The following is a 15,677-nucleotide window of genomic DNA, read 5'->3' as shown; positions in this document are numbered from 1 at the left end:
TTCCTTATTTAGAATCACGGTTTGGGTGATTACTGTTTAAGTCACCGCTGAGGAGTACGGCATGTAGGTCTGAACCAAATGAGCGAACATTGTCCATAACCGCTTTATTACGACGAGTTAACCAGTTATAACCAAGTACAGCTGGGACAGCGACTGCAAGACCAATTGCCGTCATAATCAGTGCTTCACCCACAGGTCCAGCAACTTTATCAATCGATGCTTGGCCTGAAATACCGATCGCAGTAAGCGCGTGATAAATCCCCCAAACTGTTCCAAATAAGCCGACAAATGGCGCGGTTGAACCCACAGTAGCAAGGAAGGCTAGACCATTGCTTAAGTGACTTTGTACTTTCTCAATGGCACGTTGGATTGAAATGGTCACCCATGTGTTGAAATCAATACGTTCTAATAAGGTGCCATCGTGATGTTTGGTTGAGCGAATGCCTTTTTCAGCAATATATCGGTAGCTACTATTGCTATTTAAACTTTCTGCAGCACTATTTAAAGACTCTGCTTCCCAGAAATGACGTTCAGCTTCTGTGCCATGGCGTTTGATTTTACTTTGTTGGAACACTTTCGACAGAATGATGTACCAGGTTCCAATCGACATTAGTACCAAGATAAATAACGTTGATTTTGCGACTAAGTCACCTTCGCGCCAGAGGGCTTCTAAACCATAAGGGTTGTGTACTTTTTCGGCGGTTGCAGGCAATGGCGGAGGTGTCGGTGTAGTTTGTGCTGTGGCATCAGTCGCTGCCGTTGTTACGGCTGTGGTTTGCGTGGTTTCATCCGCCCAAACGCTTGCAACAGGAAGTAAGGTTGTTCCTGCGATGAGGCCAATTGCTGCGATTCGAGAGATACGTTTTGCTGTGTTTGTCATCTTTAAATTCTCCAAAAAATTTGTTTGTTCAATGCATTTAATTAGGAAATCGTGAATGGATATTCGATTTCGTACCATTCTTGTTGTGGTACACCGTCTTTCATGGCTGCTTTAAACGTACACAGGCTATACGCTTTAATAGCTGCCTTATCTAAGCTTTTACTGCCGCTTGATTTTTTGACTTTTGAGTCAATGACTTTGCCTGAACCATCTACCAGTACACGAATACGCACCGTACCTTCTTCTTCATTCATCAAGGCTTCACGTGGATATTCAGGTTTTTGGCAGCCCGCTTCGCCTTCAGAAACGCCACGTGAAATTCCTGCTGGTTTAGCTGGAGTCGCAGGTGCGGCAGGCGCTGTTGGAGCAGCAACTGGGCTCGGACTTGCTGCAGCAGGCGTAGGTGTTGGTGTCGCAACAGCCGTTTTGGTAGGTTGAGCTGGGGCTGGTTTTTGTACAGGTGTGACTTTCTCTACCTGTTTAGGTGGGTCAGGCATCTTGGCCACTTTTTCGACCATTTTTGGTGGCTCGGGTGGCTTTTCTTTAGGTTTAGGTTCCTCTGGTTTTGGAGGCGGTGGTGGTTTGATGTCCTGAATAATCTGTAGTTCTACAGGCTTATCGACAGGCTTGCTAAAGTCGGTCGCTAAACTTGTCATCAGAATATAGGCGATAATGAGATGTAGAAATAATACCAGACCAATACCGACAAGGCGTTTGGCAGGTTGATTTTCACTCTCAGAAAAGGGGATGCCCATAAATACTCCTGAAATTGTAATCAGTAATTCATATCCATTAGGGGCGGCTTATATCGATTTAGACTGACAACAACCGCTTGGAATGTGATGAAACAGAGGATTACGGTGAATCACTACGACAGAACAATATTCATGCCGTAGTGATGAAACGCATTAAAATTTATAGGTACCGCGAACGAAATAGCTACGACCAACAGCATCTGCATAACGCGGGTCATAACCCATTTGGAAGTTATCGACGACATTTGAAGCCGGTGGTTCAGCATCAAACATATTTTTAAGACCAAGTGTGAGTTCTAGATTCTTGAAACCTTTATAAGTGCCTGAAAGGTTATAAGTGGTATAGTCGCCTACAGAATGGTCTTGCCCATTAGAGTTTTGGTCTTTATAACCTTTAGAGAAGTTTTGCTGTAAGTTGAGTGCCCAGTTCTCATAGCGCCAATCTAAATTAGCTGTATGTTTCCAGCGTAAAACGATTGCCTGATAATCCAAGCCTGCATAGCTTCCAGCAACACCAACCCATGGCATGCCTTTGTTTTCTTGGTATTGGTAATCTGTTACATAAGTACCATCAATACTGAGACCAAATTGGCCTGTGCTGGTCATTGGAGAGCGCCAAGCTGCACCGACATCAAATCCTGAGGTTTTGATACCACCTAAATTTTGATTGGTTGTATTGATATAGTTCAGCGAGCCATCTGCATTACGGATGAATTTATCTGCATATTTCACAGGGTCAGCAAAAATGGCAGTCTCTGAAATAGTGGTAATCTGATTTTTGACTTTGATATCGAAATAATCGAGCGTGAAGACCAAGTTTTTGATGGGCTCAAATACCATGCCAGCGGTAAATGAATCTGATTTTTCAGGCTCTAGGTTTTGGTTACCACCATTTTGTCGATCAAATTGCATACCACAGTCACGTGCAGGTAATGCACCCGCTGCTGGAACACCACCAGGGCAAAGTAGCGGATCATTATACGTTGCAGCTGTATTGGTGACGGATTTAGGTGAATGCATTTCTTGTAATGTCGGTGCTCTAAAACCTTTGGTATAGCTTGTTCTAAACATTAACTGTTTGATTGGTTCCCAACGAAGGGAGAATTTGGGATTAAAGGTATCACCAAAATCACTGTAATCATCATATCGAGCTGCAAGCTGAGCTTCTAAAGTTTTATGCAAAGGGATATGTAATTCTGTGAAAACAGCTTTGATATTGCGTGAACCTTCATTTACGGGTTCATTTGGATCGACTCCTGTACTTGGTGCAACACTTGCAATTTCAGCCAGTGTCTTCGATTGCCAATCATCACGGCGATAACTTGCACCAACAGCAAAACCGACATCACCAGCTGGTAATGTATAGATCGGGCGGCTTGCAGTGAAATCGACTGTAGTTGAGTCTAATTTAGCATCTAGATATTTACCTTTAACGCTTAAGCCATTCCATACATCACCATCGGCTGAGCTTTGTGCACCAAAGGGGTTGAGAGTGCCATCTAATAATGCTGCAGCGGTTTTATTGTAATTAAGATAACCATTTAAAACGTTATCTGCAGCATTACTACGGGCATAGGTTACGCCAGTATTAATATCCCAACCATACGCATCACCTTCAAGACCAGCAAAAATCCGGTGTGAATCATTCACGCTATTGCTGATACGATTGCCTGCTTGTGAACGTAAATATAATTCTAGTGGACCACTGACATTATCCATGGTAGGTGTAATACCATTCCCAGGATAATATTTGCTTGATGGGTTCATCGGTAAGTCAAAAAATACGTCAGGTGCTACGGATGTGGTCACTTCACTACGTGCGTAAACGTACTCACCAATCGCATTGAAATGATCATTAATTTTTGCGGTTACACGACCCATGACAGAAACGTCTTCTGTTTTTGGAATAATGCCAATCACAGCTTGACTGTTATAACGGCAGGTCACTCCATCATTACTGAAGAATAGCGGATTATCGCCACATCCTGTTTTGGCATAAGGACTGCCGAATGTACCTGTCTCTGTATCGTATAAATTTGCCGGGAAAGAACCACTACTGGTTCGATTGACACCTAATTCGGGTAATACACCCCCACGACGGCTGACCTTACGGTCTTTTGCCATGACTTCGTCACCACGTCGATAATCAACAACCCCGAAAACATTGAATCCATTTTCTTCTAAATCACCATAACCACCAAAGATGGAATAGTTTTGTTGCTCGCCACCTGTTTGTTCTGGTTTTTGATAGTCGGCACTGAAATTTAAACCGCTAAATTGTTTTTTAGTAATAAAGTTGACTACACCGCCAATCGCATCGGTACCATAGATCGCTGATGCGCCATCTTTCAGCACTTCAATACGATCAAGCATCGCCAGTGGAATGATATTTAAATTGGTCACACCGCTGTCATAGGCATTGGCTGCCAAACGACGACCATTGAGCAAAACCAAGGTCTTGTTGGCACCAATTCCCCTTAAATTTGCAGCAGATCCTTGTGTTTTACTGGTTCCTACATTTGAAGCCGTGACAAAATTTGATTGATTGGCTGTAATTTTTGAGAGTGCTTCTTCGGTTGTTGTGACCCCTTGTTTTAGAATTTCATCCACTTTGACAATGGTAATCGGTGAAGCACTCTGTGCTGCAACGCCTTTGATGGATGAACCTGTAACCGCAACTTTTACGACTTTGGCTGCTTTTTCCTCGGAAGGCGATTCGGCCTCAGCAGCATGAACCATGGTTAAACACAGCATACTTAAACTGAGCGTACTGAGTTTAAGCATCTTTTTGCTCGCTTTTGGCAGAGCACTTGGTTGAGCGAAGTTGGCTTTTTTCATTGATTATTTAACCCCTAAATGGATTGCCACTCTAAAAATTCAATAAATCCGTTTTAGCAAGAGCTGTGCCAAACCCTATTTTTAGATTTCGCTTAATGTAGAATAAAATGTGTAAAAGTGTTTTAGTTTTTATATATAAGCTTTTCATATTTTTACTAAATATTAAAAATGTTGAAATAATTTTAAATGTGGATTGGTTAACATAAAGTTCCAAATAAGGTATGGTTTTGTAATGCATTAAAATGAATCATAAAGTTTTATTTTTGCTTTTTTATGGTGCAAATCATATTTTGTTGTTATAAAACATATGGTTTATTATTTTTATTTCATTGAAATGGAAAATAATATATAAAAATATGATTTGGCATAAAGTTACTTTTATTTAAGATGCGTGAAAACTAGACCTGCTAAGAATACGTTTTGATTAAAAATTAAACATAATTTTTTTATTTGAAAAGTGGCATGAAATTAGCAAGGTAATTTTCGATCTTTAAGGGGTTTTTCTTTTAACTTAATTTTTCCAACTGGTAAAACATCATTAAACAAATGATTTTTTAATAAAAAGTTGGAATGAGACACGCTGAAAGGGAAACGGTTGTAGTGTTGAATGCTATGCAAAAGTCTAGTATTTATTAAAAAACGATGATGTGAGCACTGATTTGAAGTCAACTTTTTTTACGGTCACTGTATTATCAACCGTTATTGCATTTATGCCGATGGGGTATGCAAAAACACCTGCTCAGGCAGATAAAGTACTCCGTGTTGCTTTTGAAGCCCCAGATGATGGTTTTGATATGGTTAAAACTTTTAATTTTTACAGCGGAAATGTGGCCGATGTAATTTTTGAAAGATTGCTTCAATACGATTATCTCGCTAACCCAGTAAAATTGGTTCCATCTACAGCAGAAAGCCTACCTGTGATTGAAAAAAATGGTCAGGTTTATATATTTAAAATAAAGCCAGGGATTTATTTTACCGATGATCCTGCATTTAAAGGTAAACGCAGAGAGCTGGTTGCAGAGGATTATGTTTATTCCATTAAGCGGATATTAGATCCTAAAAATCATGCCTCAGCATTTTCTTTTATTGATAATAAAATTGTTGGTGCAAATGCACTGGTGGACCAAGCCAAAAAAACGGGCACATTTAACTATGATGCCAAGATTGACGGCGTTAAAGCACTGGATAAATATACGATTCAATTTACCTTGACGCAACCTGATTATAATTTCCCTTATATTTTGGCCTATAGTACCTTTGGTGCGACTGCACGGGAAGTGGTTGAATACTATAAAGATCGTTTAGCCATGCATCCTGTGGGAACAGGGCCTTATATGCTGAGCAAATATGTACCCCGCAGCAAGATCGAATTAGTTGCAAATCCTGATTATCGCGGTTTTGTCTGGAATTTTAAATCGACAGGTACGGCGTGGGATAACCAGCTGGTTAAAGAAATGAGTGGCAAGCAAATGCCGCAAATTGGCAAAGTCAATATCAGCATTATCGAAGAAGAACAATCACGTTGGCTCGCTTTTCAGTCCAAACAACTGGATTTTGATAAGGTCACTTCAAGTGCAATTCCTAAAGTGCTTGATCAAAATAATCAGTTAAAAGCAGAAATGCAAAAGCAGGGTATACGTTTGTATGCCAATAAAGAGGCAGAGATCACCTATTCAATGTTGAATATGCGTGATCCTGTTGTTGGTGGGAATAGCCTAGATAAAATTGCGTTAAGACGTGCCATCGCCATGTCTTTTAATGTCAATGAATATATTCGTATCTTAAGAAAAGGTCAGGCCGTTAAGGCTGAAATGCTGGTACCTGCAGGCATTAATGGTCATAACCCGAATTATCGCAGTAGCATTGGTTACAATCCTGTACTAGCCAATAAATTACTGAATCATTTCGGCTATAAAAAAGGCCCAGATGGCTATCGTAATCTGCCCAATGGCAAGCCTTTAACCTTAAAAATAAATACCGAGAGTGGTACAGCTTCCGTGATGTATTCTGAATTGTGGAAGAAAAATCTAGATGTAATCGGGATTCGGGCAGACTTTAAAGTCAGTAATTTTGCCGATAACTTAAAAGCCGCAACCCAGTGTCAATACATGATGTGGAGTGGAGCATGGCATGCGGATTATCCAGAGGGTGAAAATTTCACGCAATTGCTTTATGGTCCGAATGTTGGTCGTGGTAATCAATCCTGTTATCAGTCAGCTGCTTATGACAATTTATATAAACAGGCGATGCAGCAAGCCCCTGAAAAACGTATGCCATTCTATGAAAAAATGAGTCGCCAAATTGAAGCAGATGGAACGTGGATTTTACAAGATACACGGATTCGGAACTGGTTGATTCAACCTGAGGTGCAGGGATTTAAAGCTCATCCAATTATGAATACCAACTGGCAATACTTAGATATTGTTTCACCAAATCAAAAATAAGTGATGCGTTTATGATGAAGCAAAATTTAAAACTTTCGATGCAACGGAGCTGTCTGGCACTGCTACTGGGGACAACACTGAGTTTTGGGGGCTCGCTTGCAGAAGCGAAAAACCCAGCCGATCCTAAAAAAGTCTTACGCTATGCCTTTCCAGTGGCAGAAACAGGATTTGATCCCGTAGCGACACAAGATCTATATTCAGCACATATCTTGTATTCGATTTTTGAAACGCTCTATACCTATGATTATTTAGCTTCGCCCGCCAAGTTGGTACCGAAAACGGCAGTGGCCTTACCTGAAGTGAGTGCGGATGGGTTGACCTATACCATTCGGATTCAGAAAGGGATTTATTTCACCCCTGATCCTGCATTTAAAGGCAAGCCACGTGAGCTCACCGCTGCGGATTATGCGTATTCATTCAAACGTTTACTTGATCCGAATTTGCATTCTCCGAACAGCTGGTTGTTCGAAGATAAAATTGTGGGAATAGAACCTTTTATTCAACAAGCCAGTAAAACAGGAAAATTTAATTACGATCAGCCGATGGCTGGGATACAAACACCAGATCGTTATACTTTGGTCATTCGTTTAAAAGAACCGAATCATAATTTTCCGATGCTGTTGGCACATCAACCCACGGGTGCAGTGGCACGAGAGGTGATTGAAAAATATCGGGATAAGGCGGGCTATGTGATGGGACGGCCTGTGGGAACAGGTCCTTATATACTGTCACATTGGACACCAGGTTCACGGATTATATTGAAGGCAAATCCAGACTATCGTGGTTTTACATGGGACTTTAAGGCCAGCACTCCTGAAGATCAAAAAATCGTACAACAGATGCAAGGCAAAAAAATGCCACAAATTGGTGTGGTCGATATTCAAGTCATTGAAGAATCACAATCGGGTTGGCTATCATTCCAAAAAGATGGTTTGGATTTATTTACACTTGATGGTGAATTACCTGCACAGGCTTTGCAATCCGATGGTTCATTAAAACCTGAACTTGCCAAGAAGGGCATCCAACTGTCTCGTATCTCAGATCCTTCGATTGATTATTTGTATTGGAATATCCAAAACCCCGTAGTAGGTGGTTTTAGCAAAGATAAGATTGCACTACGCCGTGCCATGTCTATGGCAATTTCCAAAGAAAAATTTATTACGATTTTAGCCAAAGGCAATGCCCAAAAATTAGAATCACCGATTCCATATGGTGTAGCAGGGCATGATCCAAATTATAAAAGCAGTATTCCTTATTCTGTAAAGGCAGCCAATTTGCTATTGGATCGCTACAACTACAAAGTAGGTCCGGATGGTTGGCGAACTCTACCTGATGGCAAGCCTTTAGTAATTGAGTTTATGCCATCGACCAGCAGCGCACGAAGTATGCAAATGGCCGAGTTACTCAAGAAAGATTTAACCAATATTAAAATTAATATGGTGTCGAAGCCTGTTCCTTTTGCGGAAGGTCTAAAAGCGGAGAAACAATGTAAAACCATGTTTAAGGCTTCGGCTTGGATTGCAGATTATCCTGACGCAGATAATTTTGTGCAGTTGTTTTATGGCAAAAATATTCATGCAACCAATCATACCTGCTTCAAATTACCCGAATATGACCGTCTCTATGAGCAATCCTTGAGACTTGAGGATGGTCCTGAGCGCGATATGTTGTATCGCAAAATGTCACGGTTGTTAGAGTTTTATTCGCCCGTACAATTTATGTCGACCCGTTACCGCACCGTGGTCGCGCAACCGCGTGTGATTGGTTATAAAAAACACCCTGTTCTGCCAGCAGAATGGATGTATATCGATATTCAAGACAAGAAATAACAAACAGATTAAATTGGAGAAAGCGCATGGCGAAAAGAATATTGAAGTTGTCGACACTAGGACTGTTATCGATGGCAGTTACAGGAGTGAGTCAGGGGATTTGGGCTGAAAATATCGGAAGCACGTTACCGATCTTAAAAACCAGTGAAAGTGCACAATGGTGCGATGCCAACTTACAGACATTTAAACAGCGGATTGCTCAACTGGAAAAACAAACAGTCAAACCGCAATCCGATGCCGCTCCCGTCTTGGCGGAGTGGGATCAGTTGATGGCTAGTTTTGAGGATTTTGCTGGGCCGATTAGCTTATATAGCAACGTTGATCCAGATGCTAAATTACGCCAAGCCGCTGAAGATTGTGAAGTTAAGCTGAATCAACTACAAACCGAAATTTATCAGAATCCGAAGTTATACCAACATTTTAAAAACATCAAAGCCAACGATGCAATCGATACTAAGTACCGCCAAGATATTCTTGATGCCTTTGAAGATACTGGGGTACAGCTCCCCGCTGCAAAAAGAGCACGGGTCAAAACAATTTTTGATGAATTGACCAAACTTTCGCAAGAATTCTCCCGCAATATTCGTGATAACCCAGAAAAATTAGAATTTACGCCTGCCGAGCTAAAAGGCTTACCAGATAGTTATATTTCAGGCCTAAAGAAAAATGATAAAGGCAATTACTTATTAGGTTTTGAATATCCAGAGTACCAACCCTTTATGGAGTTGGCTGATAGTGATGCTGCACGCAAACGTTATCAAACTGCATTTACACGTCGCGGTACAGAAAAGAACTTAGTCCTTCTTAAACAGATTATCGACTTACGTTATGAACTGGCACAGCTGTTTGGTCAGCCAAGCTATGCCGATTGGGCCTTAAAGAAACGTATGGCGAAAACGCCAAAAACCGTTAACACTTTCTTGGCCGATGTACACAACGTCGTTGCACCCCTTGAGCAAAAAGAAGTGCAAGAACTCCGTGTATTTAAAGCCAAGACCTTGAACACAACGGTAGAAAAAGCTGAAATTAACCGCTGGAATGTCAATTATTGGAGTGAAAAACTCCGTAAAGAAAAATACCAAATTGACCAAGAAAAACTGCGTGATTATTTCCCAACCTTAGCCGCACAAAAGTGGCTATTTGCGATTTCTTCTGATCTTTATGGCATCGAATTTAAGCCAGCCAAAGTTGGTGCATGGCAAGATGAAGTGGAATATTACGACGTCACTGATAAAAAAACAGGTGAAGTCCTTGGCAGTCTATACATGGATAAATTCCCACGTGAAGGCAAGTACGGGCATGCTGCGGTCTGGGGGGTATATGGCGGCAGTACGCTGAGCAAACGTAAACCCATTTCAGTGTTGGTCACCAACTTTAACCGCAAAGGTTTAAATAGTGACGAGCTGGAAACCTTTGTACATGAGTTTGGTCATGCCCTACATGGCATTTTATCGAAAACCCGTTATTCAGCTCAGTCAGGAACTTCGGTCGAACGCGACTTTGTCGAAGCACCATCACAAATGTATGAAGAGTGGGCGCGTCGTAAAGAAACCTTATCTAAAGTGGCCGATTATTGTGACCCTGCTTGTCCGCGTGTTGATGATGCATTAATCGAGCGTCTTAAATCGGTACATAATTATGGACGTGGTCTGCGTTATGCACGTCAAACCCTATATGCACAATATGACATGGCTTTACATGGTGCGGATGCACTCAAAGTACAGCCGATGGATGTCTGGAAAAAAATGGAATCGGCAACCGCATTGGGTTATGTACCGAACACCGAGTTCCCTGGACAGTTTGGACATTTGATGGGCTATCAAGCGGGCTATTATGGCTATATGTGGTCTGAAGTCTTGGCTTTAGATATGTTGTCTGCTTTTGGCGATAACCTGAATAATCCAGAAGTGGGACAACGCTACCGTCAGGCGATTTTGTCACAAGGCAGTCAAAAGAATGCAGCGCAACTGGTCAAAGACTTCTTAGGCAGAGAGCCAGATAACAAAGCCTTCTTTAATGAAATTACAGGTCAACGGGTCAAATAAGGATTTGCCATTATGCTTGCTTATGTCGTGCGTAGACTATGGCAAATGATCCCGACCATGTTGGGTGTCATTTTGCTGATTTTCTTCTTGTTTAACTGGGTGGGGGGCGATCCTGCATATATTTTGGCAGGAAAAATGTCCAACCCTGAGCAAATTGAAAACATCCGTAAACAGTTGGGGGTCGATCAACCTTATTATGTACAGCTGTGGATTTTTATTAAACAGATTCTGACTTTCGATTATGGTGCTAGTTGGAGTACAGGTGAATCTGTCTCACAGATTATTCTGACCCGATTAGGCCCATCATTGACCTTATTGATTCCATTGACCATTTTACAAACCGTGATTTCAATCATCTTGGCATTGGCGGTTGCATCAGTGCGTGGTTCATTGACCGATCGCATGGTGATGATGCTGTGTACCATTGGCATGTCGATCAGTATCTTGGTGTATATCATCATCTTCCAATATGTTTTGGCCTATCAGTTAAGTTGGTTCCCAGTACAGGGCTGGAGCGATAACTTCAGTCAAAATTTATTCCATTATGCTTTGTTGCCGATCTTAATCATGTTGGTGGTGAGTATTGCTCCAACACTACGTTTATATCGAAGTTTCGTGCTCGATGAAATTAACCAAGATTATGTGCGGACTGCGCGTGCCAAAGGTGTAGGCGAGTCTAGGGTACTGGGTGTGCATGTATTGCGTAATGCCTCGATTCCTATTGTCACCGAAGTGATGGCCAGTCTGCCTGCCTTATTGATTGGTGCTTTCCTGATTGAACGTTTCTTTGGTATTCCAGGCATAGGTCGGGAAATTATTATTGCGGTTGAACGCAGTGATTTTCCAGTGATTAAAGCCATTACCGTATATATCGCTGCAGTCACCATGATTTTTAACTTGATCGCCGATCTGATTTATAAGCTCCTCGATCCTCGCGTGCAGTTGAAATAGGAGGATGACGATGCTCAGTACAATTTTTAAAAGCAAAGCTGCCTCGAATGAATCTTCTGCATCAACAGGATTGTGGCATTTGGCCTTGAATCGATTGAAGTCAGATCGAATCGCCGTGGTGTCTTTTTTGGTGGTGTTATTTTATTTCATCCTGCTCGCTTTATCGATGACAGGGGTGATTGCCTCAAACTGGAATAAAGAAGTTGCAGTCAGCTATGCACCACCCACTTTCTTGGGTGCGGATACAGAGTCAGATCAAATTAAATCCAATAGTGAAAGCACAGCCGCTTTGCCTGAAAATCCAGTCGATCCCTTAAAAGACGTGATTCAGCAGCTGAATGCGGAAATTCAGGCTGAACAGCAAGGTGGTTCAGTCATTGATAATTATGGCGTGGTTGATCCTTTGGCTGAAGATATGCAACAGATTGATCAACAACTCGGTGGGCATTTACTCGATCAAAAACAAGAGCTCAAAACCACTTTGCCTTTTGGGGCGGATAAGTGGGGACAAGATGTGTTGTTAAAAACCATTAAGGGCGCTGAAACCTCAATTCTGGTCGGTTTATTGTCTGCGTTATTGGCAGTGGTGATTGGTACTTTTTTGGGTGCAATTGCAGGCTATTTTGGTGGCTGGGTCGATGATGTTTTGAACTGGTTCTATAACATTTTTACCTCGATTCCTTATTTGTTATTGGTTCTGGCTATTGCAGCAGTCCTGCAACAAAAAGGCATTCTGTCGATTGTGTTGATCTTGGGTTTAACTGGTTGGACAGGGGTATTCCGTTTGATCCGTGCCGAGTATATGAAACATAAATCACGTGAATATGTACTTGCCGCCAAAGCCATTGGGGTGAGTCATCTACGCCGTATGTTTGTACATATCTTCCCAAACGTGAGCCATATTGCCTTGGTACAGATTTCGATTTTGGTGGTGTCATTCATTAAATCCGAAGTCATTCTGAGCTTCCTTGGTTTTGGTGTACCTGTCGGCGTGGTGTCTTGGGGCAGTATGTTGAATGAAGCGCAAAGCGAATTGATCTTAGGTAAATGGTGGCAATTGGCTGCGGCATCTATCGCAATGGCGGTGTTGGTCACTGCATTCTCGATGTTTACCGATGCCTTACGTGATGCTTTAGATCCTAAGTTGAAATAGTGGAGAGACAAAATGCAATATCAGAATGAAACAACGCTATTACGTGTCGATGATCTCCGTGTCAGCTTTAAGGGTGAAAATAAGCAGTGGATTGAAACAGTCAAAGGGATTTCATTTTCAATTCCTAAAAATAAAACTGTAGCACTGGTTGGGGAATCGGGTAGTGGTAAATCGGTCACTTCCCTAGCGGTGATGGGGCTGTTGCCAAAAGGGCAAAGTCAAATTGCCGAACAGAGTCAAATTTGCTTTGAAGGTAAAGATTTACTCAATTTATCGGCCAAAGAGATTCGCAAAATTTGTGGTAAGGATATTGCCATGATTTTTCAGGAACCGATGTCCTCGTTGAATCCTGTCTTTACCGTGGGAGATCAAATTGCTGAAGTGTTATGTATTCATTTAGGCATGGGACGCAAACAGGCCAGAGCACGGGTACTTGAGTTGCTGAAAGAAGTTGGTATTCCTGCACCAGAAACCAAGATCGATGCTTATCCGAGTCAGCTTTCAGGTGGGCAACAACAACGGGTCATGATTGCGATGGCAATTGCCTGTGAGCCGAAGTTGCTGATTGCCGATGAGCCAACCACAGCCTTAGATGTCACCATCCAAAAGCAGATCATTGATTTATTAGAGTCATTACGACAACGCCATGAAATGTCGATGCTGTTTATTACTCATGATTTAGCCTTGGTGGGTGAAATCGCAGATGAAGTGATCGTGATGCGTCATGGTGAGATTCGGGAAAGTGGTTCAGTTGAACAGGTGCTGGAACAACCAAAAGATGTGTATACCCGTGCTTTGTTGCACTGTCGTCCACAGCTCTCGACTCGTCCATACCGTTTGCCTGTGACCAGTGATTTTATGCAGTTGGATGAAAATGGACAACTGATCGAAGCTACCCATCTATCTGATTTAAACCTGAAACAACGTGCGCGTGGTCTGACTGGCGATGAACAAATTGTTTTAGAGGTCAAAGACCTGAAAAAGTCATTTTATAGTCGTAAGGGCTTGTGGGGGCAAGAAGAATTTGAAGCGGTTAAAGGTGTTTCTTTTCAGTTGGCCAAAGGTAAAACCTTGGGGCTAGTTGGGGAGTCTGGTTCAGGTAAAACCACGATTGGTTTACTGTTGATGCGTTTGCATGAAGCCACAGGCGGGCAAGCCTTGATTGGTGGAAAAGATATTCTGGCCATGAGTGAGAAAGAGTTTTGTCAGTACCAACGCAAAATTCAAATCATTTTCCAGAACCCTTATGCTTCACTCAATCCACGCTTTACCATCGGGCAGATTTTATTGGAACCGATGCGGATTCATGGCATAGGTCAAAATGATGCTGAGCGAAAAAAGATGGCCTTGGAACTGTTAGAGCGCGTCAGTTTGCCTGTGCAAGCCTATGATCGCTATCCACATGAATTTTCAGGTGGGCAACGGCAGCGGATTGCGATCGCACGTTGCTTGACCCTAAAGCCTGAAATTTTAATCTGTGATGAATCGGTTTCTGCACTGGATGTCTCTGTACAGGCGCAAGTACTGAACTTATTACAGGATTTACAGGACGAGTTTGGTCTGAGTTATATTTTTATTTCGCATGACTTATCAGTGGTGAAATACATTTCTGATCAAGTCATGGTCATGAATCATGGCGAATTAGTTGAAATTGCCAACTCGGATGAACTGTATTTACATCCACAGCATGAATATACCAAAAAGCTGCTGAATGCGATCCCGCAAGGTATGGTTCAGTATGCTTAAAGCCAATAAAAAACGCTCTTATTAGAGCGTTTTTTATTTCAGGATTAAGAATTAGAACTTCTTAAAGCCTTTATTGAAACCAATGGTTTTACGACCATTGTTATTATTTGCATTGCCACTAGGACGTTGTTGCTGTGACTGATCTTGTTCATCATCACGACGTTGTTGACGCAAGTAACCACCACGACGTGCTGCCATCGGCTTTTCAGACATACGTTCAGTACGACGTTTTGCCATACCAAATAAACCTGTGCCTTGACGTGGTTTTAACTCCACTGATTTTGCCAAGTTGTCGATATCGCTTTTATCCAATTCCATCCAACGACCTGTACGTAATTCACGTGGCAAAATGACAGTGCCGTAACGAGTACGTAATAAGCGGCTGACTTTCAAACTTTGTGATTCAAAGATACGACGGACTTCGCGGTTACGACCTTCTTTAACCACCACCTGATACCAACGGTTGATGCCATCACCACCGATTTCAGAGAATGATTCAAACTTGGCTGGACCATCTTCAAGCTCAACACCTTTTAGCATGTTATTGCGAATTTGTGGTGTTACTTCGCCCATGACACGAACTGCGTATTCACGCTCAACTTCGTTTGAAGGGTGCATTAAACGGTTAGCAAGTTCACCATCATTGGTGAATAACAATAAACCGGTACTGTTAATATCCAGACGACCCACCATGACCCAACGGTCATTGGCGATTTGAGGTAAATGATCAAATACAGTTGGACGTTTTTCAGGGTCATTGCGTGAGCAAATTTCACCTTCAGGCTTATAGTAAATTAACACGCGACGACGAATTTCGTCTTCAATTTGGAATTGTACTTTACGACCATCGATACGGAGTTCATCACCTGGTTCGATACGTTCACCGACTTGGGCAATACGGCCATTAATGCTGACACGACCAGCAGCAATGACTTCCTCCATATAGCGACGCGAGCCTAACCCGACTCTCGCTAAAACCTTTTGTAATTTTTCACTCATGACAGCACAACCTTAGACATAATGATCAACAGTTCAC

The 15,677-nt window shown here is 42.0% G+C and carries 10 protein-coding genes; 6 read left to right on the top strand and 4 right to left on the bottom strand.

Going from position 1 to position 15,677, the window contains the following annotated elements; all coding sequences use genetic code 11:
• Positions 1-4: 4 nt before the first annotated feature.
• The 3 genes from NDN13_RS10045 to NDN13_RS10035 form a co-directional block, all read right to left on the bottom strand.
• The gene (locus NDN13_RS10045) at positions 5-880 is read right to left on the bottom strand and encodes a MotA/TolQ/ExbB proton channel family protein (RefSeq protein ID WP_251118125.1); all 876 of its coding nucleotides are present in this window, start codon (positions 878-880) and stop codon (positions 5-7) included.
• A gap of 41 nt (positions 881-921) precedes the next feature.
• Positions 922-1,635, bottom strand: coding sequence for a TonB family protein (locus tag NDN13_RS10040; RefSeq protein WP_251118124.1), 714 nt, complete (start codon positions 1,633-1,635; stop codon positions 922-924).
• 153 nt (positions 1,636-1,788) lie between these two features.
• A complete protein-coding gene (locus NDN13_RS10035; RefSeq protein ID WP_251118123.1) occupies positions 1,789-4,473 on the bottom strand; it encodes a TonB-dependent receptor in 2,685 nt (894 codons plus the stop codon).
• A 659-nt stretch (positions 4,474-5,132) separates the two neighbouring features.
• On the opposite strand from NDN13_RS10035, the gene NDN13_RS10030 reads away from it, so the two are divergent.
• The 6 genes from NDN13_RS10030 to NDN13_RS10005 are packed head-to-tail and all read left to right on the top strand — an operon-like array spanning position 5,133 to position 14,641.
• Positions 5,133-6,917, top strand: a complete 1,785-nt coding sequence (locus NDN13_RS10030) for an ABC transporter substrate-binding protein (RefSeq protein WP_251118122.1) — start codon at positions 5,133-5,135, stop codon at positions 6,915-6,917.
• A 14-nt stretch (positions 6,918-6,931) separates the two neighbouring features.
• A complete protein-coding gene (locus tag NDN13_RS10025; RefSeq protein WP_251118211.1) occupies positions 6,932-8,746 on the top strand; it encodes an ABC transporter substrate-binding protein in 1,815 nt (604 codons plus the stop codon).
• A gap of 26 nt (positions 8,747-8,772) precedes the next feature.
• Positions 8,773-10,791, top strand: a complete 2,019-nt coding sequence (locus tag NDN13_RS10020; protein WP_251118121.1) for a M3 family metallopeptidase — start codon at positions 8,773-8,775, stop codon at positions 10,789-10,791.
• Positions 10,792-10,803: 12 nt separating this feature from the next.
• A complete protein-coding gene (locus tag NDN13_RS10015; RefSeq protein WP_171549427.1) occupies positions 10,804-11,742 on the top strand; it encodes an ABC transporter permease in 939 nt (312 codons plus the stop codon).
• Positions 11,743-11,752: 10 nt separating this feature from the next.
• Positions 11,753-12,895 (top strand): ABC transporter permease, encoded by a 1,143-nt coding sequence (locus tag NDN13_RS10010; RefSeq protein ID WP_251118120.1) that lies wholly within the window; start codon positions 11,753-11,755, stop codon positions 12,893-12,895.
• A 12-nt stretch (positions 12,896-12,907) separates the two neighbouring features.
• Positions 12,908-14,641 carry an ABC transporter ATP-binding protein gene (locus NDN13_RS10005; RefSeq protein ID WP_251118119.1) on the top strand — a complete coding sequence of 578 codons (1,734 nt, stop codon included), beginning with the start codon at positions 12,908-12,910 and terminating at the stop codon, positions 14,639-14,641.
• A gap of 51 nt (positions 14,642-14,692) precedes the next feature.
• Here NDN13_RS10005 and rluB read toward each other — a convergent pair whose 3' ends face one another.
• Positions 14,693-15,640 carry a 23S rRNA pseudouridine(2605) synthase RluB gene (gene rluB / locus NDN13_RS10000; protein ID WP_251118118.1) on the bottom strand — a complete coding sequence of 316 codons (948 nt, stop codon included), beginning with the start codon at positions 15,638-15,640 and terminating at the stop codon, positions 14,693-14,695.
• Positions 15,641-15,677 lie beyond the last annotated feature (37 nt).

This window comes from Acinetobacter sp. C32I (assembly GCF_023702715.1).
Lineage (GTDB): Bacteria > Pseudomonadota > Gammaproteobacteria > Pseudomonadales > Moraxellaceae > Acinetobacter.
The sequence above is the reverse complement of the archived record's forward strand: the minus strand, read 5'-3'. Positions and strand labels throughout refer to the sequence as shown.